Source organism: Streptomyces sp. NPDC050842 (genome assembly GCF_044456565.1).
Lineage (GTDB): Bacteria > Actinomycetota > Actinomycetes > Streptomycetales > Streptomycetaceae > Streptomyces.
Genome location: NZ_JBITGA010000022.1, coordinates 1 through 26,738 on the forward strand (window position 1 = coordinate 1; position 26,738 = coordinate 26,738).

Here is a 26,738-nt window from a genome sequence, read left to right on the forward strand (position 1 = left end):
GCTGGCTCATGCTGAACCGCCGCCTGGCCCGCGACTACGAAACCCTGCCCACCCGCTCAGAAGCCCTGATCCACCTCGCCATGACCAGCCTCATGGCCCGCCGCCTCACCAGCGAGAACACCATCTCCTGGCGCGACCCGACGAAGACCACAGAACATCCCATCTCAGGATGAAACATCGGACGAAAACGACCTCTCAGGCGACCACTCTTGCTGCACGTCCATCCCGTGCCGCCGAACCTTGCCCGCGTGTCATCGATCACCCGTTCCACGACCGTCTGCGGTCTCAGACCGCGCAGGGCAGCGAGACGACCATAGTCAGGCCTCCCCCGGGGGTGTCCTCCGGGGTCAGCGTGCCGGACATCGCCTCGGTGAGGCCGCGGGCGAGAGCCAGGCCGAGGCCCACCCCCGTGGTGTTGTCCGTGTCACCCATGCGCTGGAACGGCTCGAAGACCCGCTCCCGGTCGCGGGGAGGGAGTCCCGGGCCTCGGTCGACGACCCTCAGTTCCACCCGGCCGGCGAGGGCGCTCACGGTGAGCAGGACGGGGTGGGCGGGTGGGGCGTAGCGGCTGGCGTTGCCCACCAGGTTGGCGATCACGCGTTCGAGCAGTGGCGGATCGGCGAAGACCGACGGAGCCTGCTCGAAGCCGTGCATGACGGGTCGGGGTGCGCCGGAGGGCAGGGCCTCGAGAGCGGCGGCCAGGACTTCTTCCAGAGCCGTGGGGCGGAGTGAGAGGTTCAGGGCGCCTGCCTGGAGGCGGCTCATGTCGAGGAGGTTGTCGATGAGCCGGGCCAGTCGGGCCATGGACTCGTCGGCCGTGGCGAGCAGTTCGTCGCGCTCGTCCGGGGTGAACTCCACGTCGGTACTACGCAGGGAGGCGACGGCTGCCCATCCGGCGGCGAGAGGCGTGCGCAGATCGTGGCTGACGGCGGCGAGCAGGGCTGTGCGCATGCGATCGGCGGCCCGGACGGGCTCCACCTCGGCGGCGGCCTCGGCGAGCCGGGCGCGCTCGGCAGCCGCGGTGACGTGGGCGGCGAAGGCGGCGAGGACACGGCGGTCCGAGGACGGCAGGGTCCGGCCGCGCAGGACGAGGAAGTGGCCGTCGCCGACGGTGACTTGGCTGACGGCGGCTTCGCCCGCATGGGCTGCGGGGAGCTGTGCGGCCGGTACGAGTTCGGCGGACTCGGCGCCGAAGATCTCCCGGGTACGGGCGAGCAGAGCCGCCACCGTGTGGTCACCGCGTACCACCGAACCGGCGAGCGAGGAGAGGGTCTCGGCCTCGGCGGTGGCCCGGGCCGCGCGTCTGGACAGGCGGAGGGAGCGGTCGACGGCACCGGCCATGACGGCGGCGACGAGGACGAACACCGCGAGGGCGAGCATGTTGTCCGCGTCGGCGAAGGTGAAGGCGCCCACGGGTGGGATGAACCAGTAGTTGAGCAGCAGCGACGCGGTGACCGCGGCGACGAGTGCCGAGACGACCCCACCGAGGCAGGCGACGCCGACGACGGTGGCGAGGAACAGGAGCGCCTCGCTGGTCAGGTTGAACACTCCCCGCGTGTGGTCCAGCAGCAGGGTGAGCAGGACTGGAAGGACGAGCCCTGTGAGCGGCCCGGCGACGCGGCGCGAGACCGGCAGCGTACGACGGCGGGAGGGCAGCAGCCGGCCGTGCCCCGCGCGCTCGTGGGTGACTGTGTGGACGTCGATGTCGCCGGAGAGCGCGACGGTCGCCTCGCCGATCCCCCGGCCCGTCAGGAAGCGTTCGAGACGGCCGCGCCGACTGGTACCGAGGATCAGCTGGGTGGCGTCCTCGGCCCGGGCGAACTCCACCAGGGCCGTGGGGACGTCGTCCCCAACGATTGTGTGGAACGTGCCGCCGAGACTCTCGGCGAGCTGCCGCTGGCGGGCGAGGGCCGCGGACGACGTACCGGCCGCGAGGCCGTCGCTGCGGACGACGTGCACGGCGAGCAGCCGGCCCTGGGCCGTCCGCGCGGCGATCCGGCTCGCGCGCCGGATCAGGGTGTCGCCCTCCGGGCCGCCGGTGAGAGCGACGACGATCCGCTCGCGTATCTCCCACACGCCACCTAAGCCGCGCTCGGAACGGTACTTCCGCAGGGCCTCGTCGACCCGGTCGGCCACCCACAGGAGGGCCAGTTCACGCAACGCGATGAGGTTGCCCGTACGGAAGTAGCTGGCGAGGGCCGCGTCGACGTCCTCGGGTGGGTGGATGTTGCCGTGGGCCATCCGGCGTCGCAGTTCCTGCGGATCCATGTCCACGAGCTCGATCTGGTCGGCACGGCGGACGACCGCGTCGGGCACGGTCTCTCCCTGCGGCACCCCGGTGATCTTCTCGACGACGTCGCTGAGCGACTCCAGGTGCTGGACGTTGACCGTGGTGACGACGTCGATGCCGGCGGCGAGGAGTTCCTCGACGTCCTGCCAGCGGTGGGCGTTGCGGTGGCCCGGCGCGTTGGTGTGGGCGAGGTCGTCGACGAGGATCAGGGCCGGTCCGCGACGCAGGGCCCGGTCGAGGTCGAGCTCGGGGCGGGATCGCGCGCCGTGGACGGCGCGGGCAGGCTCCAAGGTCTCCAGGCCGGCGAGCATCGCCTCGGTGTGCGGGCGACGGTGGCAGTCGGCGATGCCGACGACGACGTCGGCTCCGCGCGCGGCTCTGCGGCGGCCCTCGTCCAGCATGCGATAGGTCTTGCCGACCCCGGTGGCGGCACCGACGAAGACCTTGAGCCTCCCCGGACGGACCTCCGGGTCGACAGGCTCCGACGGTGCGTGAAGGTTCAGAACTTCTCCGGTCGGATCAGTGCTGCCACCAGATAGCCGACGAGGCAGACGGCGACGATCAGTCCGACCACGTTCTCCACGCTCATGAGCGGTTCACTCCCTGGTGATTCCCGACGGGTGTCCTGCTGCAAGGAAACCCGGCACGCGGCGCGCGTACGAGCACCTTGACGGGTCCCTTGCGCGGTCCCGGAGGATGCTGACGGCGTCTTGTCGGATCCCTTGCGCAGAGCCGCTCGATCAGCGGAACTCGGCGAGGCGTGGTCGCAGCCCCAGGACGGCCAGGATGGCGGCGAGAGGGCAGGCGACCGCCCAGGGCAGGCACCCGGCGAGCGCGCTGCCGTCGTCGGCGGCCGTGCCGAAGGCCCGGCTGCTGATGGCCGTGACCTCGTCGAGGGCTTTCATCCACGCGCCGAAGTGGGCGTTAAACCTCTCCAGTTCCCAGCTGATGCGAACGAGACGGCCTCCCGTTCCCTACCGGCGGCGACCATGGAGCGGACGGTGCGGTCGTCCCGCTGGGACCCCGCAAACGCCGCGGCGGCCGCCCCCGGGGAAGGTGATTCTGTACAGCTCCCGCCAGAGGTGGCAGTGAGCGCCTGGGAGCCGAGGAAGACGGCGCGGAGGGCGCAGGCGGTGGCGGCGACCAGGCCCGGGTTGAGGCTGCGCTGAAAGCGGCGCGCTATATACCACTGGAGCAGAACGAGTACGGCAAGCAGTGTGAAGCCGAGGGCCAGGAGCAGGGCCGCTTATGTGCCGAGGCGCTCCCCTTCGCGCCGCAGTGCCGGGCCCGCTGGGCGGCCTTCACTGACGCGGAACGGCGATGCCGGCTGCGCGCAGTTTCGCCTCGATCAGCGTGTTCAACCGGGCGATGGACGGTGACTGGTCTTCCCGGTGGTGGTTGACCATTCCATACCGGGAGGCGGCGTCGGACTGGTTCCGGAACTCGGTCGGCATCGCCAGCAGCGCGCGGTTGGCCAGTAGCTTGTCGGCCAGCGTGGACGCCAGCTCCTCGATCCGCGGGTCGTCCGGATCCCAGGTCCTCGCCTCCCAACCGCGCTTGGTCAGCTCGACAGACTGGGGATCGCCAAGCGAGTGTTCGAGCCGGTTCAGGAAGCTGTCGAAGATCTCCGGGACCAGCGCCCGGGTCAGGACCAGAGCCTCCCGTTGCCCGGCCACGTAGTCGGGGCTGAAGCCGAGTTCGGCGAGTCGGTCCAAGACCGCGCAGGCCCGGTCGGGCAGCAGGGCCCGGTCGCCGTGGTCGAGACGGTGCAGCCTGTCGCGCCGCGCGATCAGGTCGTCGATCCGTTCGGTGAGCTGGTGATGGACGTCGTCCAGGGTGGCGGCGAACGTCTTCGGATCGGCGTCGAGCAGGTCACCGATCTCGGCCAGTGGCACGCCGGCCGCGGCCAGGGTCCGGACCTGGACCAGCCGGAACAGCTCGCCCGATCCGTAACGGCGGTAGCCGGAACCGTCGCGTTCCGGCTCGGCGACCAGGCCGAGCCGGTGATAGTGCCGCACGGTCTTGATCGTGACACCGACGAACGCCGCCGCCTGACCGATCGTGAGCCCGTCTGCCATCGGCTCGGCACACCTCCAGGTCGTGGGCGGCCGCGGTCTCGCGAACCGCGTTGGCGACGGCCGGGAAGTCCGGACGATCACAGGGGCGAGGATAGCGCGCACCAGTTCCAGCCCATCCCTCCTGCCGCCGAGGAGGTCCGGGACGCCCTCGGTCGGTACAGGTCACCCCTTGATCGCGACAGGGGGTTGACCTTGACCGTGGGTCAAGGCTGCAGGCTCTTCACATGGCCGGTCGAAGGGCCAGGCAGCCACCAGGGCCGCCGTGCGAACTCACACTGTGAACAGGGGATTCATCATGGGAACGAGCAACAGCGGTTTCTCCGAGGCCGGGCTGCGCCGACTGCGCGAGGCGCTGGCACGGCACGTCGAGTCCAAGAAGATTCCCGGCCTTGTCGCCCTGGTCAGCCGCGGCGGCCAGACGCACGTCGAAGCGATCGGGATGATGCGTCATGACGGTGGCTCGCCGATGCGCCGGGACACGATCTTCCGGATGGCGTCCACGTCCAAGCCGGTCACGATGGCGGCGGCGATGATCCTGCTCGACGAGTGCCGGCTGCGGCTGGACGACCCGGTGGATCAGTGGCTGCCCGAACTCGCCGACCGGCAGGTGTTGAAGCGGCCCGACGGGCCGCTGGACGACACCGTGCCGGCACAGCGCCCGATCACCGTACGGGACCTGCTGACCTCCACGTTCGGTCTCGGGGTGGACTTCGAGTCGATGGCTTCCCCGATCAGGGCCGCGACCTTCGAGCGTCTCGACTACAGCGTGGCCTCCGGGCCGGCGCCCGAGCCGGACGAGTGGATGCGCCGCCTCGGTGAGCTGCCGCTGCAGTACCAGCCCGGAGTGCGGTGGCAGTACGACCTCAGCAACGAGGTGGTCGGCGTGCTTGTCTCCAGGGTCACAGGACAGTCGTTGGAGGCGTTCCTGCGCGAGCGCGTCCTCGATCCGCTGGGGATGAAGGACACCGCCTTCCACGTGCCCGCCGACAAGATCGACCGACTGCCGCCCCTGTACGGGCCCGACCCGCAGACCGGCGAGTTCGTCGTGTGGGACGAGGCGGCAGGGGGAAGGTCCAGCGTGCCCCCCGCGTTCCAGGGCGCCGGCGGCGGGCTGGTCTCCACCGCCGACGACTACCACGCCTACTTCCAGATGCTGCTGAACCAGGGAATGCACGGGAGCGAACGGATCTTGTCCCGGGCCGCCGTCGAGCTGATGACCACCAACCGTCTCTCGTCCGAGCAACTAGCCGCCCGGGACGCCATGTTCGGCAACGTCGCCCACCTGTCGTCCGGCCAGGGGTCGCACGGCGGCTGGGGCTTCGGGATGGCGGTCCGCACACATCGCGGCGACTACGCGCCCATCGGCCAGTTCGGCTGGTTCGGCGGCACCGGCACCACCGCCTACGCAGACAGGACCAACCAGCTCACCGGAGTCCTGCTCACCCAGGTCGGACTGTCCACCCCGGACTCGCCGCGCGCCATGAACGACTTCTGGACCACGCTCTACCAGGCCATCGACTGACAACGAGCTCGACCGCTACCTCGCGGCTGGGTTCAGAGACAAGAGCCCGGGGCAGGCGCCGGGCGTCATTCCTCGTCGGTGGCGTCCTGCTCGCGTTGCCGGCAGGGCTGACGGACGGCCGTCCGGTCCGCGACCCCCGCGTTGTCGCGGACCGGAACGGCCCACCGGTCGTCCAGCCGTCGTGGGTGTGGTGGTGACGGTCCGGGCCGTCATTTCCGGACCGTGCGCGCTACCGGCAGTGGTGGCCACGCATCCCTCCCACCTCACACCTCGGACGGTTGTCCGATCCCCCGTGGTGAGGAGTCTGTGGTCGGTTCCGGCCACACCCCGACGGCGTTGACGTGACCCTGACGCTCCTTCGGTCCGATTTGACGTGGCCTTGACGGCGGCGGCCAACAGCCGTCAGAGAGGCGTCAATTCGGGTGCTCTGATGCGACTTCCGTCTCCTGGTGGGCCTAGCTTTCTTCTCGGTCGCTCACCGGGCCGCGGACGTCAGTGGCCTGATCGTCCCGGACCGCGGGGGCACGGCAGCCCCTCCCATCCGGCAGCCGTGCCCCCGCACCATGAGCGTCGCTGTCCGTCCGCAGCCGTCCTGTGGGTGCCGGGAACTCCCCGTGCGCCCACGGGGCGCGGACGAGGACGGCCCGTGCTCTCCCGGCCTGCGCCGATCGGGCTGCCGGGCTTCATCAGAAGGTCTTCCGCGATGCATTCCCGCGCGCCCCAGCAGGCGCCTTCCGCTCCACCCATGTCGGCTCCACCGTCCGCTCCGCCGCGCAACCCGGCCCCCGGGCCGAAGCGGCGGCGCTCCGCACGGAGCAGTGGCCTGCTCGATCCCGTACAGCTGGTGAAGTGTTTCCCCGAGGCCGTGCGCAAGCTGCATCCGCGGACTCTGGTGCGCAATCCCGTGCTGTTCGTCGTCGGGGTCGGTTCGGTGCTCACGACGCTGTCGGCACTCTTCGACCCGTCCGTGTTCACCTGGGTGATCAGCGTCTGGCTGTGGCTGACGGTGATCTTCGCGAACCTCGCCGAGGCGGTGGCGGAGGGCCGCGGCAAGGCCCAGGCCGAGTCGCTGCGCCGGGCGCGTACGGACACGGTGGCGCTGCGGCTGCGCCACTGGCGGTACGGGACGGACCTCGACCGGGCGGAGACGGAGGCCGTCGCCGCCACCGACCTGAGGCTCTTCGACTTCGTGCTCGTCGAGGCGGGCGAGCTGATCCCGGCAGACGGTGACGTCGTCGACGGGGTCGCGGCGGTCGACGAGTCAGCCGTCACCGGAGAGTCCGCGCCCGTCATCCGTGAGTCCGGCGGCGACCGGACGGGAGTGACGGGCGGGACGACGGTCCTGTCGGACCGGATCGTCGTACGGGTCACCTCCCGCCCGGGCCACTCCTTCATGGACCGGATGATCGCCCTCGTCGAGGGTGCGTCCCGGCAGAGGACGCCGAACGAGATCGCGCTGAACATCCTGCTCGCCGCGCTCACCGTCGTCTTCGTCCTGGTGGTCGTCGCGATCCAGCCGATGGCCTCGTACGCCGGCGCCGTCCCGTCCACCACCGTCCTCGTGGCCCTGCTCGTGACCCTGATCCCGACGACCATCGGCGCGCTGCTCTCGGCGATCGGCATCGCGGGTATGGACCGGCTCGTACAGCGCAACGTCCTCGCCATGTCGGGGCGCGCGGTCGAGGCGGCGGGGGACATCACCACCCTGCTCCTCGACAAGACGGGGACCATCACCCTGGGGAACCGGGAAGCCGCCGACTTCGTGCCCCTGCCGGGGGTCGAGGAGGCGCAGCTCGCGAACGCCGCGCAGCTGGCCTCACTCGCCGACGAGACCCCGGAGGGCCGGTCCGTGGTGGTCCTGGCCAAGGTGCGGTACGGGCTGCGGGCTCCCGCCGAGGGCGAGTTGGCGAATGCCCGGTTCGTGGAGTTCAGCGCGCAGACCCGGATGAGCGGCGTCGACCTGCGCTGGGACAACGGCGCCGCCTGCCACCTCCGCAAGGGCGCGACGGCGCAGGTCATCGCCTGGGTCGAGATGTACGGGGGCAAGGTGCCGGGCGAGGCGCGCGCCTGGAGCGACCAAATCTCGGGCGCCGGAGGCACCCCGCTCCTGGTGGCCGTCAACGACTGGGACGGGCCCCGGGTCCTCGGGATCGTCCACCTCAAGGACGTGGTGAAGGACGGCATCAAGGAGCGGTTCGCGGAGCTGCGCCGGATGGGCATCCGTACGGTGATGATCACCGGCGACAATCCGCTCACCGCGCGCGCCATCGCCCACGAGGCCGGCGTCGACGACTTCCTCGCCGAGGCCACCCCCGAGGACAAGCTTGCCCTCATCAAGAAGGAGCAGGAGGGAGGGAAGCTGGTCGCGATGACCGGCGACGGCACCAACGACGCACCCGCGCTGGCCCAGGCGGACGTCGGTGTCGCCATGAACACCGGAACGTCGGCCGCGAAAGAGGCCGGCAACATGGTCGACCTCGACTCCAACCCGACCAAGCTCATCGAGATCGTCGAGATCGGCAAGCAACTCCTCATCACACGAGGCGCGTTGACGACCTTCTCGATCACGAACGACGTGGCGAAGTACTTCGCCATCATCCCGGCCATGTTCACGGGGGCGTACCCAGGGCTCGAAGCATTGAACATCATGGGGCTGCACAGCCCCACTTCGGCGATCACCTCGGCCATCATCTTCAACGCCCTGATCATCGTGGCCCTGATCCCCCTCGCGCTGCGCGGCGTCCGCTACCGGCCCGCCTCCGCGCACGACCTGCTGCGCCGCAATCTCCTGGTGTACGGCCTCGGCGGACTCGTCCTGCCCTTCCTCGGCATCAAGGTCATCGACCTGCTCGTCTCCACCGTCCCCGGGCTCGGGTGAGCCTTCATCAGGAGGGCGTCAGGGAACCGTCGTTCGCCTTGTCCGAGACCTCCGGCGCGGGTTCGATGGGAACCATGAACAGCGCGTGGCTCCTGACCGACCGGCCGCCCCATCGGGCGCCCCGTCGTGAGCCCCGCTGTCCGGAGACGTCCGCCCGCCGCTGACGTACCTCCGCATCACCCCGGGGCGTCGTGACATCCCTTGTCCGGCGCCCCTTCTTCGTACCCGTACACACCTTTCACTCCCGAGGGACTGACCAGTCATGTCCGTATCCGACCTTTCCTCCCGCACCGTCCTGGTGACCGGAGCCACCTCCGGCATCGGCTACCAGACCGCACGGCTCCTCGCCGAACGCGGCGCCACAGTGCTCGTCCACGGCCGCACGGCCGAGGAGGCGCACGCCGCCACCGACCGGCTCGTCACCCTCGCCGACGTCGACGGGTCCCGACTGTGCGCGTTCGGCGCGGACTTCACCCGCCTGGAGGAGGTCGAGCGGCTCGCCGCCCGCGTTCTCGCCGAGCATCCGCACCTCGACGTCCTCGTCAACAACGCGGGCATGGCGGCGCCCGAGCGGCACACCGTCACCGCCGACGGCAACGAGATCGCGTTCCAGGTCAACTTCCTCGCACACTACCTGCTCACCCACCTTCTCGAACCGGCGCTGACCACCGACCCCGGCGGCCGGGTCGTCAACGTCTCGTCCTCGCTGCACCGCACCGGCTCCATCGCGTGGAACGACCCCAACCGCGTCCGCCGCTACTCGCGCCTCGCCGCCTACGCCCAGTCGCAGCTCGCCCTGACGGTCTTCGCGGCCGACCCGCGGGTCACCGCCGTCTCCGTCCACCCCGGCATCTGCACCACCAGCCTCCTCCCTCTGTACGCCCACGAGGGCGCCGCGCCGGCCGAGGGTGCCGCCCACGTCGTGCGGCTCTGCGACCCGACCGTCGAGATCGTCAACGGTGCCTATTACGACCGCGATCACCGGGTCGCTCCCGCGCCCGCCGCCTCCGAGGCCCGCACCGTCAAGCGCCTCACCAAGCTCGCCGACCTCCTCGTCGGTCAGAGCGCCTGACCGACCTGAAAGGACAACCCCTCATGTCGAAGCGCGCAAGAAAGCGGCGGGATCGTCGCAAGAAGAAGGCGAACCACGGCCGCAAGGCCGGACAGCGCTGACTCAAAGGGGGGCGGCCCCGCATCCGGGCCGCCCCCCTTTCCCATTCGGGCCGCCCCCCTTTCCCATTCCGTACTTCCCGTACCAGGAGGTCCTGTGATCCCGCACCCGTCCCACCAACCCCCTGCCTCCGCCCGGGCGTTCCTCACCGGTGCTCCCGGTACGGCGGCTCTCGCCGAGCACGTCCTCGCGACCGGCCACGGACAGTGGTGGACCGACCGGGCCGACCGTCCGCGCGTGGTGGCGGTCTCGTGCGGCGATCACGCCCTCCTGGCCGGCGATCCCACCGCCGTGACTCCGACGGAGTTGGCCCCGCTCGCCGGGCACTACATCGAGACGGCCGACCGCTTCCTGCCCGCCCTGGGCGCCGCCTTCGAGCAGCTCGTACCGTGGGAACGGATGCTCTACATCCACCGCGCCGAAGCCATGGCGCCCCGCGTCCCCCGAGGCGTGACCGTCCGCCGCCTGACCCCCGAGGACGCCCCGGCGCTCGCCGCGCTCGACCCATCCATGTCCTGGATCCACGGGAGTTGGGAAGGACCCACCGCCCTCGCCGCATCGGGCGCCGGCTGGGTCGCGGTGCGTAAGGGCCGGGTCCTCGCCGTGGCGTGCAGCCGGTACGTCGGCAGCCGCTACGAGGACGTCGCCTGCGCCACCGCGCCCGACGAGCGCCGTCAACACCTGGCCCTGGCCTGCGTCTCCGGGCTGACCGCCGACATCGCGGCGCGCGGCCACCTCGCCAGCTGGTCCTGCTCCCGCGACAACCGCCCCAGCCGCCTCCTCGCCTGGACCGCGGGCTTCCGGCTGGCCCACGAATACGTCCACCACATCGCCGGACCCGTCAGCCACGCGTCAAAATTGGCCGAGGCGGCATAGACACCCCGTCAAGGCACACCGACAGCAGGCGGCCGCGGATCTAGCGTCCGTTCCATGGAGCCCCGATTCGTCCCGCAGCCAAAACACTGTGACCTCACCGTCCACGACAGCAAGTGGGCCGACGAGGCCTACGCCGCCGTCGGCTGCGCCGGCCTCCTGCTGGCTCTGTCACTGATCGTGGACGCCTGCGACGGCGGTCTGGCCCTGCCTACCGCGCTGCTGTGGATCTCCCTCTCCGTCGCACTCTTCGTGGTCCTGCTGCCCGCCAGGGTCGTCGCGGCACCGGGCCGGCTGACCGTTCAGGGCCTGTGGACCCGGACGACCGTACGCACGGACCGGCTCGCCGTCGTCCGCTGGCCGGACGGGATCGAACAGCGCCTCGTGCTGACCGACACAGAGGGTGGCAGGGCCCAGATCGACGTGCGCGTCCTCCTCGCCAATCCGCCGCTCTGGCTGCTCCTGGAAGCCGACGCACGGACCTCGTACGAGGAGGGCACCCTCCAGGAAGGCGTGCGGGACCTCGACCGGCTCGCGCGCCGCGTCGAGCGGGACACGACTCACTCGGTCTTCACGGTCTCGGGCCTACATTGACCACCTCGTCGTCCAGCGCGGCGGCCTGAGCCGCCAGGTCGGCGGCGACCAGCCGGGCCTCCAGTGACGGCGGATCGGTGCCGGGTTCGGGGGTCAGCAGGAAGCGGCCCTGATGCCGCCCGTGGACGATGGCACGCAGTTCGATCTCACCCTCGGGCCAGCCCTGCTGCTCCAGGTCCCAGATCCAGCCGTCCACCTTCACCGTCCCGTCCGGGTCAAGACGCGGCGGGCGCCCGAGCAGCGATCCGTACTCGAAACGGCACGCCCTCAGCTCCAGCACCTCGACCAGCTCTTGCCGCACCTGCTGGACGACGTCGTCGGAGGACGTACTCGATCGGGCCAGGCGGGTCGTGCCGTGCAGCCGCTCCAGATGTGTGGCATCCGTGACCGCGACCCGCTTCATGGTCCGACCGCGCGCGGCCAGCTGGGACACGATCAGGCCGACGACCAGGAGCAGGACGGCGGTCTCGATGTCGGCCCGGTCCTCGATGTGGAAGCTCTGGTACGGCTCGGTGTGGAAGAAGTCGAACCAAGCGGCGGCCGACAGGGCGGCGAGCGCACCGGCGAACCGGTTGCCGAACGCCGACACGGCGACGACCACGACGACGAGCAGCAGCGCGAGATTGGTGTGCGTGACGGACGTCCGCAGCGGCAACAGCACGGGGGCCGCGGCAGACGGTGCCAGGGCTCCGGCCGCCACTGCGGCTGTGCCCCGAAGCGGAATCTTCATGATCCACCTCGCAGGATCCGGCCCCCGCTCTCCCTCTGACATGCCAAGCCTCCGCCCGGTGCGGCGTGGGTGGCACCGGGCGGAGGCGTCTTTGATGGATCTCTGACGGTCGGGAGCGGGAAGCGGTCAGCAGCGGAAACGGAGCCGGCACACGACGGCGTTCGTGTCGCGGCGGACGGCATGGGCTACGACCGCCCCCCGTTGGTTCTGCAGCGCACGCTGCCACAGGTGCTCGGGTTCGGCCTCGGGGACGAGGACGGTGACCCGGGTGCCCGGTTCGGTCGCCTCCAGGTCGCGTACGTAGGCGGTGATGGGCCGGCCGAGAGAGCGGCGCTCCGAGGGGAGCCGTACCAGGGGGACGCCTGGGTTCCACAGGGCCCAGTCGCGTTCCAGTGCCTCGGTGGCAGCCAGGTCCTCGGGGTCCGGGTGGCAGACCGTGAGGGCACGGACCTCGTCGCCGAGGGAGACAGCGGCGGTGAGGGCCTCGCTGGTGAGTCGGGTCAGGGAGGACACGGGCACGAGGACCAGGGAGCGTTCCCGATGCGGAGGCTCGGGGACCCGGCCGACACCGAGGCGCTCGCCGATCCGCCCGTACGCCCGGTGCACGGCCTCGAAGACGAGGACGAGGACCGGCAGGGCGATCACGATCAGCCAGGCGCCGTCGTGGAACTTGGTGGCGGTGACGACGATCGCGGAGACCCCGGTGAGGACGGCACCGAGGCCATTGAGCAGGGCCTTCGCCGCCCAGCGGGGGCCTCGTCCGCGGCGCCAGTGCAGGACCATCCCGGTCTGGGCGATCGTGAAGCCGACGAAGACGCCGATCGCGAAGAGCGGCACGAGGGTGTTGGTGTCACCGCCGGAGAAGACCAGGAGGCCGGCCGAGACGACGGCCAGCCAGACGACGCCGTGGCGGTGGACCTGTCGGTCGGCCTTCAGGCCGAAGACGTGCGGAAGGTAGTTGTCTCGCGCGAGCAGTTTCAGCAGGACGGGCAGACCGCCGAAGGACGTGTTCGCGGAGAGCGCGAGGAGCACCATGGTGGCGAACTGGATGACGTAGAAGGCCCAGTTGTGGCCGAGCGAGGCGTCGGCGAGCTGGGCGAGGACGGTGACGCCCTCGACCGGCTGAAGACCGAAACGGGAGATCAGTACGGACAGACCGATCAGCATCACCCCGAGCAGCGCGCCGAGCGCGACCTCCGCGCGCATCGCCCGCTTGGCAGCGGGGGCGCGGAAGGACGGCACGGCGTTGGCGATGGCCTCGACGCCGGTGAGCGCGGAGCAGCCGGAGGCGAACGCCTTCAGCAGGAGCAGCGCGCCGACCGTGGTGGCGTTGTCGGCGAGGACGGAGGCGTGACCGGCGGACGCTGCCGTGGAGACGGGGGCGTCGCGGAAGAGGCCGACGACGATCAGCACCAGGATCGCGCCGATGAAGACGGCGGTCGGGGCGATGAACACGCGGGCCGATTCGACGATGCCCCGCAGGTTCACCCCCGTGATCAGCACGAGAACCGCCAGGCATATCCACAGCCGGTCGCCGTACAGCTCGGGGAAGGCGGAGGTCAGGGCGGCGACGCCGGCCGTCACGGCCACGGCCACGTTCAGGACGTAGTCCAGGACGAGCGAACCGGCGGCGACCAGACTGGTGCGTCGGCCCAGGTGCGCCTTCGCCACCGCGTACGATCCGCCGCCGTCCGGGAAGGCGGCGATGACCTGCCGGTACGAGGCCACGAGGACGGCCAGCAGGCCCGCGATGGCCAGAGTGACCGGGAGGGTGAAGCCGAGCCCGTATCCGCCGGCCGCCGCGAGGACCAGGACGATCGCTTCGGGGCCGTACGCCACGGAGGCCATCGCGTCGAGCGAGAGGGCGGCGAGCCCGGTGACGGCGGTCAGCTTGTGGCGTGCGCCGGAATCCGGGGGCTCCTCGACGACGGGCGTGGCACCGTTCTCGGCGGTCAGAGCGGACATGCGGGTGGTCTCCTTCGTACTCAGGTCCGCTCAGGGTGTGCCCCGGTCAGCAGGCTCCCCGCGCTTCCTGTCGGGTTCTTGCCGCCCGACGGTGCTCTCTTCACACCTTCTTGACGCGAGCGCTCAGGAACCATGGGCGCCCACGGGGCTACGGTCATGACATGAACCGGAACAGCGCGCGGTCGTCCGCCGACAGCCGCATGCGACGCATGTCGCTGTCGCTCGCCTCGGCTGCTCTGCCCGTCAGCGTCCTCGGAGTCGTCTACGGCACCATGTGGCTGCTCGGCGTAGGAGCCTGGTTCCTCATCGCGGCCATCCTGATCGAGCTCGTCTACCGACCGTGATCCAGACGTCGGGGCCCTGCCGTCAAGGACGAGAATCGGTCCCCCAGAGGCACGCGTCAGCGCCTTCCGGTCTCACAGAGCGCCGGCGCCCTCGGTGGGTGGGAACCAAGGATGAGCCCGACCGGTGCATCTTGACGCATTCCTGACGCGCCCGCCCCGATCGGTCGTTGGCGCGTTGTTTACGCTGGCCCGGCCCGTCCGCACGACGGGCGGAACCCCTCATCCAGCACAGCTCAGGAGCACCCCCATGGCCACCACACCGGACGCGCGCACCGGACGACTGCGCGCGTGGATGCTGGAGGGCCTCTCCGACATGGGGAAGGGCAAACCCTCCCGGCCAAGGGAGGCGGCGCCGGACGCCGGACACAAGGGCCAGCGCTGGTGGCGGGTCATGTGCCTGACGGGCGTCGACTACTTCTCGACCCTCGGCTACCAGCCCGGCATCGCCGCCCTGGCCGCCGGTCTCCTCTCGCCCATCGCGACGATCGTGCTCGTGATCGTCACCCTGGCCGGCGCCCTGCCCGTGTACCGGCGGGTGGCAGAGGAGAGCCCGCGCGGCGAGGGCTCGATCGCGATGCTGTCGCGGCTGCTCTCCTTCTGGAAGGGCAAGCTGTTCGTCCTCACCCTCCTCGGCTTCGCCGCGACCGACTTCCTCATCACCATCACCCTGTCCGCGGCCGACGCCTCCACCCACTTGGTGGAGAACCCCCACCTGGCCGAAGCCCTGCACGACAAGCAGGTCGTGATCACCATGGTGCTCATCGCACTGCTCGGCGCGGTGTTCCTCAAGGGCTTCCTCGAAGCCATCGGCGTCGCCGTCGTCCTCGTCGGGATCTACCTCGCGCTCAACGCGGTCGTCGTGGTCAACGGCCTCTGGCACGTCCTCACCGAGGGCCACGTCGTCACCGACTGGACCGCCGCCCTGACAGCGGAACACGGCAACGTCTTCGCCATGATCGGCGTCGCCCTGCTCGTCTTCCCCAAGCTCGCGCTCGGTCTGTCCGGCTTCGAGACCGGCGTCGCCGTCATGCCGCACGTCCAGGGCGACCCCGGGGACACGGAGGAGAAGCCCACCGGCCGCATCCGGGACACGAAGAAGCTTCTGACGACGGCCGCGCTGATCATGAGCGTCTTCCTGATCACCACGAGCTTCATCACGACCGTCCTCATCCCCCACGAGGAGTTCGAGTCCGGCGGCGACGCCAACGGCCGCGCCCTCGCCTACCTCGCCCACGAGTACCTCGGCAACACCTTCGGCACGGTCTACGACGTCTCGACCATCGCCATCCTCTGGTTCGCCGGCGCCTCCGCCATGGCCGGCCTGCTCAACCTCATGCCCCGCTACCTGCCCAAGTACGGCATGGCCCCGCACTGGGCCCGTGCGGTACGCCCCATGGTCATCGTCTTCACCCTCGTGGCGTTCCTGGTCACCTGGATCTTCGACGCCGACGTCGACGCCCAGGGCGGCGCGTACGCCACCGGTGTCCTCGTCCTGATCTGCTCGGCCGCCATCGCCGTGACGATCGCGGCCCGCAAGGCCGGCCAGCGCGGCTGGACGATCGGCTTCGGCGTCATCTCCGCCGTCTTCCTCTACACCACCGTCGTCAACGTCATCGAGCGCCCGGACGGCGTGAAGATCGGAGCCTGCTTCATCGCCGGCATCATCCTCATCTCCCTCCTCTCGCGCCTCGGCCGCGCCTTCGAACTGCGCGTCACCCACGTCGACCTCGACGAGATGGCCGAGCGCTTCATCCAGGACATCTCCCGCCGCACGCCGCGCTTCATCGCCAACGAACCCGACAACCGGGACGTGGCCGAGTACCGCGACAAGATCGAGCAGATCCGCGCCGACAACGATCTGCCGACCACCGAGGACTTCGTCTTCGTCGAGGTCACCGTCACCGACCCCTCCGAGTTCGAAGCCGGCCTGACCGTCCGCGGTGAAGTGCTCCACGACCGCTACCGCGTCCTGACGGTCGAGTCCTCCTCGGTCCCCAACGCCCTCGCGGCCCTCCTCCTCCACGCTCGCGACACCACCGGCACGCGCCCCCACGTCTACTTCGAGTGGACCGAGGGCAATCCCTTCGCGAACTTCCTCCGCTTCTTCCTGCTCGGCCAGGGCGAGGTCGCCCCCGTCACCCGCGAGGTTCTGCGCGAGGCGGAGCCGGACCGCGACCGCCGCCCCCGCGTCCACGTCGGCTGACACCGGAACCAGCCCCAGAGCCAGATCCGGCAGAACGCCAGGTCCAGTGCAGCTGCACCCGCGATCCGCGACCGCGCCCCGCCGATTCCGGTGGGGCGTACCGCGGAACGAGAAACGGGAACGGTGCATTTGACCTCGCACGACGTGCAGCACACGCTGACCGCCCCACTCCTCTCACCGACAGCAGGCCGCGGCCGGGACCGCTGACCGGACGGCGCCGGTCCACCCTGCGCCGAACAACCGCTTGTTCGCTGAGCTGGCCCAGCCTGCCCCCTCGCTCCCATCCACGTCACTCGCCTCCTTGGGAGCCTTCTTGGCCGTTGCTGGTAGTTCCGGCTAGCAGGAGTTGTGCAATGGGGTCCCGCAGGGCGATCGAGCGATGTCAGTTGTGGCGGGCGAGCTTGACCGCGGAAACGAGAAGGATCACGGCCAGCGCGGGGATGAGGGCCAGGTCCGGGAACACGCCGATGAGCAGTCCGCCCAGCACCGCGCCGACGATCGAGCCTGCCGCCATGATCGTGGTGAATCGAATGTTGGTGCCGAGGACAGCGAAGCTGCCGTCGCGGCTGTAGCGGGCGAAGGCCACGAGCATGGTCGGTAGGGAGACCAACAGGGAGAGGCTTCCTGCGGTCTTGATGTCTTCCCCGAAGAGCAGCACGATCGTCGGGATCAGCAGCTCCCCTCCGGCCACGCCCATGACGGCCGCAACGACTCCGATGCCGAACCCGGCTGCGACTCCGCAGGGCACCTGAGCCCACAACGGCAGCGCGAGCGAGTCGAGGGTGGTGGTGTGGGTGACGACCAGGGCGGCTGTCATGAGCACCATCAGGGCGGCCAGCACCTTGTAGAGGGTGGCGGCGCGCATGCGTACCGCCCAGGCCGCCCCGGCCCAGGCTCCGAGCAGGCTGCCGGCGAGCAAGTTGACCGCTACCGGCCAGCGAGCGGCCACTTCGGCGGCCGGAACGGCTGCCAGACGGGCGGGCAAGGCGACCAGGACCACGACCAGGCTCATTGCCTTGTTCAGGATGACGGCGGAGAGCGCGGCGAATCCGAAGAGGCTGATCAACAGTGGCAGCCGGAACTCCGCGCCGCCCAGTCCGATCATTCCCCCCAGAACGCCGATGGACGCTCCCGCACCGAACACCACGGGTGCGGAGTGTGTCGAGCGCAAGAGGGCGAGGTTCTGGTCAGTAGCCATGACGGGCATCCTCGCTGGTGGCCGTCCCTGCCAACCGCAGCGCGCCCCCACCTTCAGGCAAAGGCACCGGCCGTCCGCTCGGGGCTTGTTCAGACCTCCGAGCACTGGATTCGACGCCCGGGCATTCTCCGCGACGGCACAGGCACGCCCGGTGCTGTCGAAGCTTGTGAACGTTTCACGAGGACCGGAGTCGACGAACACTTTCCGAACCTCGACCGAAGTGGCGCTCGGTCTCGTGGAAACAGTGACCTGAGCCGCCGTGGGCGGCGCCAGTCAGCAGCAGCTGCAGCCCTTGGCACAGCCACAGGATTCCGTGGTGCTCACGGTGAGAGTGGGGATGGGTGCGCAGCAGCCCTTGCCCTGCCAGGCGTCGCGGCCTTCCTTGACGGCGATGACGGCGATGACGAGGGCGGCGATCGGGTCTGCCCAGGACCAACCGAGCAGCAGGTTGGCCAGCAGGCCGACCAGGAGTACGGCGGAGAGGTAGGTACACAACAGGGTCTGCTTGGAGTCGGCGACGGCCGAAGCGGAGCCGAGTTCGCGGCCGGCCTTGCGCTGGGCTGCGGAGAGGAACGGCATGATCGCCAGGGAGAGGGTGGCGAGGACGATGCCGGGGATCGAGTGCTCGGCTTCGCCCGCGCCGGTCAGCGCCCGGACGGAGTCGACTGTCACGTAGGCCGCGAGCGCGAAGAACGAGACGGCGATGATCCGCAGGGTGCGCTGTTCGCGGGCTTCGCGGACGGCGTGGTCTCTGGCGGAGAACTGCCAGGCGACGGCTGCGGCGGAGGAGACCTCGATGATCGAGTCGAGGCCGAAGCCGATGAGGGCGGTGGAAGAGGCCAGGGTGCCGGCGGTGATCGCGACGACGGCTTCGATGACGTTGTATGTGATGCTCGCGGCGACGAGCAGGCGTATGCGCCGGGTGAGGGTGTCGCGGCGGGCTGGGCTGAGGCCGAGGGATATCGCGGTCATTCAGCAGCAGCCCTTCTCTGCGGCGTCCGGGCAGGTCTTGTCGGCCTCGACGGCGACCACGGCTGCCCGCAGGTCGTCGAGCGCGTGGCCGAGGCGTTCGTCGGCGAGTTCGTAGCGGGTGCGCCGACCGTCGGGCACGGTGACGACCAGGCCGCAGTCGCGCAGGCAGGCCAGGTGGTTCGACAGCCGGGTCCGGGAGATCTCCAGGGCGTCGGCGAGGTCGGCCGGATAGGCCGGGGCCTCGCGCAGGGTAAGCAGGATGCGGCAGCGGATGGGGTCGGCGAGGGCACGGCCGAACCGCGCCAGCACCTCGATGTCAGCGGCAAGAGTGAGCACGCCACGACAGTACATCGAATCCTGAATTCAGATAACCGTGGATGGTCGATGGGCGATCTCTGCGGCGTAGGTATGGCCATGACCGACGAGGCGCCGCCAGGCGTCGGCGTTGGTCTGATGAATGCCGCACGGCGGCTGACGACGACCGCGGACAGCTCGGAGGCCAGTTCGACCAGGGCGACATGCGGGCCATTAGCGGCCGGACACCGAGCAGCCGGAGGCGGCTGACCAACCACCCACCACCGAGATGCCGACCCGGAAAGCGGCCAGGGAACAACCAGCACTCTGCGGCGGCGCCCCGGACCCTCGCTGACATCGCTCGTCACCGAGGGCTTCTCTGTCAAGTTCAGCGCGTTGCAGTAGAGGAAGCCCCAAGCCCGCAGGAGGCAAGACTGTCACGCTGCCCCCCTCCACTACTCAGTGGTACCGCATAGCGGTACTCAGTGCTACCGTGTAGTGGTACTCGGTACTACGGAGTACCACTAGGGCCGAGGAGGACTCGCGATGGACGACCTGACGGAGATGCTGAAGGGCACGCTCGAAGGGTGCGTGCTCGAACTCATCTGCGGCGAGGAAACCTACGGGTACGCCATCACTCGTCAGTTGAACGAGCTCGGCTTCACCGACGTCGTCGAGGGGACGGTGTACACCATCCTGCTGCGACTGGAGAGGAACAAACTCGTCCAGGTGACGAAACGACCGTCCGGGGTCGGTCCGCCGCGCAAGTTCTACGCGCTCAACGACGCCGGACGCGAGGAACTCGCGAAGTTCTGGGCGAAGTGGCAGTACGTCTCATCACGCATCGACAGGCTCAAGGAGGGCGGGAGATGAACTTCTGGGAGACCATCACAGGCAGCGATCTCACCAGGGATTGGAAGGCGTTCGAAGCCCGGGCCCAGGCCCTGCCGGACGACTACCGGGCGGCGTGGGAACAGACCAAGGGTCACCTCTTTCCCCATGGTGACTTCACCGGCCGCAACCTGATGCCGATTCTCGACTCCGCCCTGGGGCTGCTCGAGGAGACGGCGGCGGACGGGCAGAGCGTCCACGAGGTCCTCGGCGACGACGTCCGGGGCTTCTGCGCGGCGCTGGCCGGTGGAGAAGGGGCTCGGACCTATCGCGACCGGTGGCGCGAGCAGTTGAACAGGAACGTCGCAAGGAAATTGAGCCGGCTGGGAGGCTGACGTGGGCATCCAGGACATCATCGAGGGCAAGAAGCAGTGGCGGGCGCACAAGGCGCGGGTCAAGGCGCTCCCGCCGGACTATCAGATCGTCTACAAGGAGATGCAGAAGTACTTCTTCAAGGTCGGACCGGTCGACCTGCCTGACGGGCCCCTGCTCCCCGGGATCGTCGACTTCTTCGAGGAGGGCGTCGCCGCGGGCAAGGGGGTCCTGGAGCTCATCGGCAACGACGTCGCCGCGTTCTGCGACGAGCTGGTCAAGGACTCGCCCACCTACGCGGACGTCTACCAGGAGTCCATCAGCGGGGAACACGGAACCGCGGAGAAGTAACACTCGTCACCTCATGCCAGCGGGCGTAGTGGCCCGCACGCGCGGTTCGTTCGCCTCGGCGCAGCGCGTACAGGCGCGAGCCGAACTGCTACCGGAAGCCGCCGCAGATCCTGTCCACCGAGGTGGTCGAGCAGGCTGGCGATACCTGGCTCAGCCCTGCCCATGCACCCGGTGGGCAGGTCTCCGGGGCGGACCGGTCGACACCAATCCCCAGGACGACACGGCTGACGTGCAGTACGGACAGTCACTCGATCCGGGTTCCGAAACAGCTTCCACTCCCCCTGCGTCTTCAGCCTCCGAAAGGAAGCCGCCATGCCTTCATCTGTCATGCCCACATCCAGGCGAGGTGACGGTCATCCGTCGCCGACCGCCGTCTCCGCCGTCGGGCTCCGCAAGTCATACGGCGAAAAGACTGTGCTCGACGGCATCGATCTGCACATCCCGGCCGGGTCCGTGTTCGCGCTGCTCGGCCCGAACGGCGCCGGCAAGACCACCGCCGTGAAGATCCTCTCCACCCTGATCACCGCCGACGCCGGCGATCTGCGCGTCGGAGGCCACGACCTGGCGGCCGACCCGCAGGCGGTCCGCGCCGCGATCGGTGTCACCGGCCAGTTCTCCGCCGTCGACGGTCTGATCACCGGTGAGGAGAACATGCTCCTCATGGCGGATCTACACCACCTCTCCAAGAGCGAGGGGCGGCGGGTCGCCGCCGAACTCCTGGAGCGTTTCGACCTGGTAGAGGCCGCGAAGAAGCCCGCCTCCGCCTACTCCGGGGGCATGAAGCGCCGCCTCGACCTCGCGATGACGCTGGTCGGCAGCCCGCGGATCATCTTCCTCGACGAGCCGACGACAGGGCTCGACCCGCGCTCCCGCCACAACATGTGGCAGATCATCCGCGGCCTCGTCTCCGACGGCGTCACCGTCTTCCTCACCACCCAGTACCTGGATGAGGCCGACGAACTCGCCGACCGCATCGCTGTGTTGAACGACGGAAAGATCGCCGCCGAGGGCACCGCCGAGGAGCTCAAGCGGCTCATCCCAGGCGGGCACGTCCGGCTCCGCTTCACCGACCCGGTCGCGTACCAGTCCGCCGCTGACGCCCTGCGCGAGGTCACGCGGGACGACGAAGCACTGTCGCTGCAGATCCCCAGCGACGGCAGCCAGCGCGAACTCCGCTCCATCCTCGACTGGCTGGACTCGGTCGGCGTTGAGGCGGACGAACTGACCGTGCACACCCCCGACCTCGACGACGTGTTCTTCGCCCTCACCAGCGGAACCAACGTCCCCAGCCAGCCCAGGAAGGACGCCCGATGAGCATGCGCTCCCTCTCCCTCGCCGTCCGCGACTCGAACACGATGCTGGGCCGCAATCTGCTGCACGCGTGGCGCTACCCGTCGGGGACCCTGAACCTGCTGCTCACGCCGATCATGATGCTGCTGCTCTTCGTCTACATCTTCGGCGACGTGATGAGCGCCGGCATCGCCGGCGGCGGCGCCGACCGCTCCGACTACATCGCCTACATCGTTCCGGGCATCCTGCTGATGACCGTCGGCAGCACCGTGATCGGGGCCGCGGTGTACGTCTCCATGGACATGACCGAGGGCCTCATCGCCCGCTTCCGCACGATGGCGGTCTACCGCGGCTCCGTGATCGTCGGACACGTCGTCGGCAGCGTGCTGCAGTCGATCGCCAGCGTGGTCCTCGTCGGCGCCGTCGGCGTGGCCATTGGCTTCCGGTCCACGGACGCCACGGCCCTGGAATGGCTGGCGGCGTTCGGTCTGATCGCGCTGTTCGCCCTGGCCCTCACCTGGATCGCGGTCGGCATGGGCATGGCCAGCCCGAACCCGGAGGCGGCCAGCAACATGGCCATGCCGCTGATCCTCCTCCCGCTCATCTCCAGCGCCTTCATCCCGGCGGACACGATGCCGGGCTGGTTCCAGCCGATCGCCGAGTACCAGCCCTTCACCCCCGCCATCGAGACGCTCCGCGGCCTGCTGCTCGGCACCGAGATCGGCCACAACGGATGGCTCGCCCTCGCCTGGTGCGTCGGCCTGATCGCGCTCGGCTACCGCTGGTCGACGGCGCAGTTCAACCGCGACCCGGAATGAGGGCGCGGGCTGCCTCTCGCAGCCCGTCCCGCCCGAGGGCGGCGGACTCAGATCCCTCGTCGGGTACGCCGCCCCGTTCGCGTGCAGATCGGGTCCCCTACGCGCAGCCGATCGCGGGCCTGATCGGCATGGACCTTGGAGGGGCGGCTCGGGCCCGATCCCGCGACAACGCGCTGAGGCGAGCATGGCTCCGGCGAGGACATGGCAGGGACTTGCCCGGGCGCCCCATGCCTCAGGGCCTCGCCGGTGGGACGCCCGTGAAGAGCCTGCTCTGAGACGCACTGCGGGAAGCATGCTTTCCAGACTGGTACGGGCCTACCAGCTGGACCGGATCGCCCTGGTGAGCGGTGTCGTCCTCGTCGCCGACTGCGGACGGCGGGACGCGGGCGGGGGCCCGGACACCTCCTGAACCACGGTACTCAGCTGGGGATTCGCGCTCATCGGTTGGCTGGTCCCCGGCTTCCGCTACCACTACCCGATCACGGTCGGCGGGGTCTCCCTCGGCGCGGCCACCGCGTACTACTGGTCGTCGGCTATGGCGAGTTCATGTCGCCGGACAGTGTGCGGCGGCGGTGCCACGTCGGCCCGTGACGACGACGCGTACAGTCGCCGCGGCAGTGAGCAGGAGGACAGCCGCGAGAGCGGCGAGGGTCGCGCCGTCCGGGTGGATCAGCGACTGGCCACGTCCAGCCTGCCAGGTCACGACCGCGACCAGGCCGCTGTAGCCCAGTGCCGCGCTGCCCACCAGGCGGGCGCGGACCCGCTCGTCGCGCAGCCAGGCGTGCCGGGCCGAGAGGGCGATCAGGGCGACGGCCAGCACGAGGAGGACCTGGATGCCGTGCAGGGCGAAGAAGTGCGGGACCCGGAAGTCGCCCCCGGTCGTGCTCCAGTTGGTCAGGGGCATGCCGTGGCCGTCGGGGTCGCCGATGCCGTGGCCCTGGTACATCGGGATCTCGGCGCCGTTGGCATCGGTAACGGTACGCGGGTGGATCTCGGCGGCCATCCAGAAGACCGGGATGAGCATGCCGGCGGTCGCGAGGCCGAGCCCGGCGCGGATCGCCCGGTTCAGGTCCCGCCCGCCCGTGCGCTGGATCAACACGACCACAGCGACGACCAGTTGCGCGATGACGATGATCATCACACCAAGGGTGAGGATCGGCACCAGGGCCAGGGTGACCGGGTCACTCTGGTCGGCATTGAAGTGGCTGAACGTGCCACGCGCCGCCTGAAGGGTGATGGCCCCGACCTCCGCCGTCACCGCGACAGCGAAGACCGTACCGACCCACCAGGCCAGACGTCTGCCCTTGTCCAGCTTGGTCAGCAGCCAGGCCAGCGTGCCGGTGTAGAGGGCGAAGGCGAAGCTGAACTTCAACGGCTTAACCCATACCGACTCACCTAGCAGGGTCCGGCCGTCCACGGCCGTGCCGGCACCGCAGACGACCACGAGGGCCGCCAGCAGGGCCGCGCAGATCACCAGCGGGCGGTGCCAGGTGCGCCAGGCGCCGAGCCTGACGGAGTGTGCGGAATCGAGCAACGACATCACGGGGTCCCCCTGCGGCGGTAAGCGTTCACGTCTCCACGAAAGCTAACTTGCATTCACTAAATCGTCAACGATGAACGAGAGCCGAAGAAGCTTATTTGCAGGGAGGTTTCGCGCACACTTGCAATGAGAATGACACTGAATGCAAGGTTCACCCCTCCGGGACTTGCAATGAGATGAAGTTGAACGTCAGACTGGCTCCCTCGATGACAGGAGGTCCCACCCATGCCCGGAGGCAGGCTGACCCACCAGGACCGTCGGCACATCGCCGAGGGACTGGCCGCGGGGCTCACCCCTACCGAGATCGCGGTCCGGCTGGAACGACCGCTGTCCACCATCACCCGGGAGGTCACGCGCAACGGCGGCCCCGACGGCTACCGGGCCGACCAAGCGCAACGCGCCACTGAGGAGCGCGCCCGCCGGCGCAGGCCCACGTCCGTCCCCACCTCCAAGGACCTGACACCGGAGACACCCGGCGGTGAAGCAGTCCACGCGCTCGAGGAGCAGTTCACCGCGATCATGATCGGTACGGGGCTGCCGCGCATGACCGCCCGCGTACTCACCTGTCTCTACCTCACCGACAGCGGAAGCCTGTCCGCCGCCGAGCTCGTCCAACGGCTGCGTGTCAGCCCCGCGTCCGTCTCCAAGGCCATCGGCGAGCTCGAACAACACGAGCTGATCCGCCGTGATCGCGACCCGCGGCAGCGGCGCGACCACTACGTCATCGACGCGGAAGCCTGGTTCCGCGGCTGGATGGCCAGCGCCCGCCAGAACACCGCCCTGGCCGACTTCGCCCGTACGGGAGCCGAAACCCTCGGCGCCACCACCCCCGCGGGCGCCCGGCTGCGGGACATCGGCGACTTCTTCGAGCACGTCGGGCACGCCATGCTACAAACCGCCGAGCAGTGGCGGCAGAACTACACCGCCAGACGGTCCCACGCGGCTCCGGAAACATAGGGGCGGTCAGCGTTGGCCCAGGTGGACACGGCCCCCGCGCCGCCCGGGAAATGGCCGGTCGTCAGCGGTTCCGTGGGAACCGCCCTCGGGCGTGGAGCCTCGTTCGAGGACAGCTGGCTCTCCTCCTGCGCGTCATCGGCGACCTAAACAAGGTCCGAGTCCGAGCCGGTGAACTGGCGAAGTCGGCGGAAGAGTCCTTCCTACCGTGCCGCCTGGGCAAGTCCGAGCCCTCACGCGGATCGCTGCGGAGGTGCGACACCTGTCCCGGTGGCCCGATTCCGGTGACAACTGCCGGATCACGGTTCCGTGATGCCGCAAACACCCCTGCGGAGGCTGATGCCCGCCGTGCCGGTCGGCTGTGTCACCAGCGCCAGGCCTGAGCGTTCCAGGGCCCTGACGACGATCGCGCTCGATTCCAATGCCGACCATGCGACAGCGCTGGTGGCGCCGGCCCTCTGCGCCGGTCACTGGAGCATCTGCCTGCCGGCACTGGTCCGTCTCGCCCCCGAGGTCGTCACCGCGATTGGTGCGGAATCCCTTCGCGTGCACGATCAGGAGGAGCGGCCGCTGCGGCCAACGGTTTGAGCAGAGGAGACCGCAGCATCGCTGAGACAGTGGATCCTGATGATCGTAGAGGGACCGTCCGTGACGCGTTGATTCTGGCGTGAGCGGCTCGGATGGAACAGAGCGTGCGGTGGGATTCCACGAAGCTCCGTCCGCCCCTTGAATCCCCCAGGTCTCGGTGGTCTGTTCCTCTCCTGGACCCGGCCACCTTCCGCCAACACCAGCCCCAGGGTGGCCACATTACGTAGTCGGCTTCGCAGGGCAGAACGGCCCTACTGTCAGCGGCTCGGCCCTCATAATGCGGCACTCCTTGGGGAGAACTCGGGGAGAATCAACGTCGCTGGGGAGCGGCTAGGGAGAATCGACCGCGCAAAATGACGTCACAGTGAAAGCTCCGGGAATGAGTAAACTCGCAGGTCAGCAAGCCTCACACGGCCATCTGTGCAGGTCAGCGGGTTGAGGGCGAGGACTTCTTGAAGATCTTCTCGTGGGTGGCGATTCCCTTTGCTCCCACACTGGTGGGAATATTTAAGGCATGAGCTTCGACTCCATTCCGGAGCTGCGCTGGGGCCTCGGGTACCCTTCGCCATCGCAATGATGGGGGTGGTATGAGGCAGTTTGTACGTGATTTTCAAGCGGAGAGGCTGGCCGTAGCGGGCACCTGTCTCAAACACGCGCCGCGCACTGTTTACGCATACATCGCCGCGCAAACCACCCATACGGGGCGCTGGGGAGAAGTGATGCGGGTGATCTCCTCGCCCTCCCCCTATAACTGATCGTTTCAGAATGAGCCTCGGAGTCGTCGCAAGCAGATGATGCTGCAGGCGAGTTGAAGCAGGCCGAGGTGGAGATCTGCGCGTATCTCGTAGCGGGTGCGGAGACGTTTGAACTGGTGGAGCCAGG

The 26,738-nt window shown here is 69.4% G+C and carries 25 protein-coding genes and 2 pseudogenes; 16 read left to right on the forward strand and 11 right to left on the reverse strand.

The genetic code is table 11. The features are described from left to right. Positions 1-173, forward strand: a pseudogene (locus tag ACIBG6_RS38810) (IS5/IS1182 family transposase); the annotation flags it as partial. Positions 174-285: 112 nt separating this feature from the next. Here ACIBG6_RS38810 and ACIBG6_RS38815 read toward each other — a convergent pair. From ACIBG6_RS38815 to ACIBG6_RS38830, 4 genes are all read right to left on the reverse strand, one after another. Continuing rightward, positions 286-2,691 (reverse strand): ATP-binding protein, encoded by a 2,406-nt coding sequence (locus ACIBG6_RS38815; protein WP_399227484.1) that lies wholly within the window; start codon positions 2,689-2,691, stop codon positions 286-288. A gap of 98 nt (positions 2,692-2,789) precedes the next feature. Continuing rightward, complete coding sequence (kdpF, locus tag ACIBG6_RS38820) at positions 2,790-2,879, reverse strand: K(+)-transporting ATPase subunit F (protein WP_231076030.1); 90 nt, start codon at positions 2,877-2,879, stop codon at positions 2,790-2,792. A 151-nt stretch (positions 2,880-3,030) separates the two neighbouring features. Continuing rightward, positions 3,031-3,195: a hypothetical protein gene (locus tag ACIBG6_RS38825; RefSeq protein ID WP_231076029.1), complete on the reverse strand. Its 165-nt coding sequence runs from the start codon at positions 3,193-3,195 to the stop codon at positions 3,031-3,033. A 396-nt stretch (positions 3,196-3,591) separates the two neighbouring features. Then, entirely contained in the window at positions 3,592-4,449 is an 858-nt protein-coding gene (locus ACIBG6_RS38830; protein WP_399227485.1) for a MerR family transcriptional regulator, read from the reverse strand. Positions 4,450-4,663: 214 nt separating this feature from the next. Here ACIBG6_RS38830 and ACIBG6_RS38835 point away from each other — a divergent pair, with 214 nt between their 5' ends. From ACIBG6_RS38835 to ACIBG6_RS38860, 6 genes are all read left to right on the forward strand, one after another. Next, on the forward strand, positions 4,664-5,890 hold the full coding sequence (locus ACIBG6_RS38835; RefSeq protein WP_399227486.1) for a serine hydrolase domain-containing protein: 1,227 nt from the start codon (positions 4,664-4,666) through the stop codon (positions 5,888-5,890). Positions 5,891-6,635: 745 nt separating this feature from the next. Next, positions 6,636-8,768, forward strand: a complete 2,133-nt coding sequence (kdpB, locus tag ACIBG6_RS38840) for a potassium-transporting ATPase subunit KdpB (protein WP_399227487.1) — start codon at positions 6,636-6,638, stop codon at positions 8,766-8,768. Positions 8,769-9,030: 262 nt separating this feature from the next. Further along, complete coding sequence (locus ACIBG6_RS38845) at positions 9,031-9,840, forward strand: SDR family NAD(P)-dependent oxidoreductase (RefSeq protein ID WP_399227488.1); 810 nt, start codon at positions 9,031-9,033, stop codon at positions 9,838-9,840. Between the two features lie 23 nt (positions 9,841-9,863). Continuing rightward, positions 9,864-9,941, forward strand: a complete 78-nt coding sequence (locus ACIBG6_RS38850; protein ID WP_374119830.1) for a 50S ribosomal protein bL37 — start codon at positions 9,864-9,866, stop codon at positions 9,939-9,941. Positions 9,942-10,035: 94 nt separating this feature from the next. Continuing rightward, a complete protein-coding gene (locus ACIBG6_RS38855) occupies positions 10,036-10,815 on the forward strand; it encodes a GNAT family N-acetyltransferase (RefSeq protein WP_399227489.1) in 780 nt (259 codons plus the stop codon). A gap of 54 nt (positions 10,816-10,869) precedes the next feature. Beyond that, a complete protein-coding gene (locus ACIBG6_RS38860; protein WP_399227490.1) occupies positions 10,870-11,406 on the forward strand; it encodes a hypothetical protein in 537 nt (178 codons plus the stop codon). Here the strand turns inward: ACIBG6_RS38860 and ACIBG6_RS38865 are convergent. Both ACIBG6_RS38865 and ACIBG6_RS38870 read right to left on the reverse strand, forming a co-directional pair. Further along, on the reverse strand, positions 11,384-12,136 hold the full coding sequence (locus ACIBG6_RS38865) for a DUF4118 domain-containing protein (protein WP_399227492.1): 753 nt from the start codon (positions 12,134-12,136) through the stop codon (positions 11,384-11,386). The genes ACIBG6_RS38860 and ACIBG6_RS38865 overlap by 23 nt on opposite strands. Before the next feature lie 126 nt (positions 12,137-12,262). Next, positions 12,263-14,101: an APC family permease gene (locus ACIBG6_RS38870; protein ID WP_399227493.1), complete on the reverse strand. Its 1,839-nt coding sequence runs from the start codon at positions 14,099-14,101 to the stop codon at positions 12,263-12,265. A 161-nt stretch (positions 14,102-14,262) separates the two neighbouring features. Here ACIBG6_RS38870 and ACIBG6_RS38875 point away from each other — a divergent pair, with 161 nt between their 5' ends. Beyond that, positions 14,263-14,445: a hypothetical protein gene (locus ACIBG6_RS38875; RefSeq protein ID WP_399227494.1), complete on the forward strand. Its 183-nt coding sequence runs from the start codon at positions 14,263-14,265 to the stop codon at positions 14,443-14,445. Positions 14,446-14,692: 247 nt separating this feature from the next. Next, on the forward strand, positions 14,693-16,648 hold the full coding sequence (locus ACIBG6_RS38880; RefSeq protein ID WP_399227495.1) for an amino acid transporter: 1,956 nt from the start codon (positions 14,693-14,695) through the stop codon (positions 16,646-16,648). A 382-nt stretch (positions 16,649-17,030) separates the two neighbouring features. On the opposite strand, the gene ACIBG6_RS38885 is transcribed toward ACIBG6_RS38880, so the two are convergent. From ACIBG6_RS38885 to ACIBG6_RS38895, 3 genes are all read right to left on the reverse strand, one after another. Beyond that, positions 17,031-17,846, reverse strand: a complete 816-nt coding sequence (locus ACIBG6_RS38885; RefSeq protein ID WP_231076018.1) for a sulfite exporter TauE/SafE family protein — start codon at positions 17,844-17,846, stop codon at positions 17,031-17,033. Positions 17,847-18,119: 273 nt separating this feature from the next. Next, positions 18,120-18,818: a cation transporter gene (locus ACIBG6_RS38890; RefSeq protein WP_399227496.1), complete on the reverse strand. Its 699-nt coding sequence runs from the start codon at positions 18,816-18,818 to the stop codon at positions 18,120-18,122. Beyond that, a complete protein-coding gene (locus ACIBG6_RS38895; protein ID WP_231076016.1) occupies positions 18,819-19,154 on the reverse strand; it encodes a helix-turn-helix transcriptional regulator in 336 nt (111 codons plus the stop codon). Positions 19,155-19,658: 504 nt separating this feature from the next. Between ACIBG6_RS38895 and ACIBG6_RS38900 the strand changes: the two genes are divergently transcribed. The 5 genes from ACIBG6_RS38900 to ACIBG6_RS38920 all read left to right on the forward strand — a co-directional run bounded on the left by ACIBG6_RS38900 (position 19,659) and on the right by ACIBG6_RS38920 (position 22,774). Continuing rightward, positions 19,659-19,985 carry a PadR family transcriptional regulator gene (locus tag ACIBG6_RS38900; RefSeq protein WP_399227497.1) on the forward strand — a complete coding sequence of 109 codons (327 nt, stop codon included), beginning with the start codon at positions 19,659-19,661 and terminating at the stop codon, positions 19,983-19,985. Next, complete coding sequence (locus tag ACIBG6_RS38905) at positions 19,982-20,338, forward strand: DUF1048 domain-containing protein (protein WP_399227498.1); 357 nt, start codon at positions 19,982-19,984, stop codon at positions 20,336-20,338. Before ACIBG6_RS38900 ends, ACIBG6_RS38905 begins: the two co-directional genes overlap by 4 nt. Position 20,339: 1 nt before the next feature. Then, complete coding sequence (locus ACIBG6_RS38910; protein ID WP_231076014.1) at positions 20,340-20,666, forward strand: DUF1048 domain-containing protein; 327 nt, start codon at positions 20,340-20,342, stop codon at positions 20,664-20,666. 312 nt (positions 20,667-20,978) lie between these two features. Beyond that, positions 20,979-21,980 (forward strand): ATP-binding cassette domain-containing protein, encoded by a 1,002-nt coding sequence (locus ACIBG6_RS38915; protein ID WP_399227499.1) that lies wholly within the window; start codon positions 20,979-20,981, stop codon positions 21,978-21,980. Positions 21,981-21,982: 2 nt separating this feature from the next. Further along, entirely contained in the window at positions 21,983-22,774 is a 792-nt protein-coding gene (locus ACIBG6_RS38920) for an ABC transporter permease (protein WP_399227502.1), read from the forward strand. A gap of 544 nt (positions 22,775-23,318) precedes the next feature. Here ACIBG6_RS38920 and ACIBG6_RS38925 read toward each other — a convergent pair. Next, the gene (locus ACIBG6_RS38925; RefSeq protein ID WP_231076011.1) at positions 23,319-24,314 is read right to left on the reverse strand and encodes a hypothetical protein; all 996 of its coding nucleotides are present in this window, start codon (positions 24,312-24,314) and stop codon (positions 23,319-23,321) included. Between the two features lie 225 nt (positions 24,315-24,539). Between ACIBG6_RS38925 and ACIBG6_RS38930 the strand changes: the two genes are divergently transcribed. Next, the gene (locus ACIBG6_RS38930; RefSeq protein WP_399227500.1) at positions 24,540-25,271 is read left to right on the forward strand and encodes a MarR family transcriptional regulator; all 732 of its coding nucleotides are present in this window, start codon (positions 24,540-24,542) and stop codon (positions 25,269-25,271) included. Positions 25,272-25,580: 309 nt separating this feature from the next. Continuing rightward, entirely contained in the window at positions 25,581-25,856 is a 276-nt protein-coding gene (locus ACIBG6_RS38935) for a hypothetical protein (RefSeq protein WP_399227501.1), read from the forward strand. 760 nt (positions 25,857-26,616) lie between these two features. Here the strand turns inward: ACIBG6_RS38935 and ACIBG6_RS38940 are convergent. Continuing rightward, a pseudogene (locus tag ACIBG6_RS38940) lies at positions 26,617-26,738 on the reverse strand (IS5/IS1182 family transposase); the annotation flags it as partial.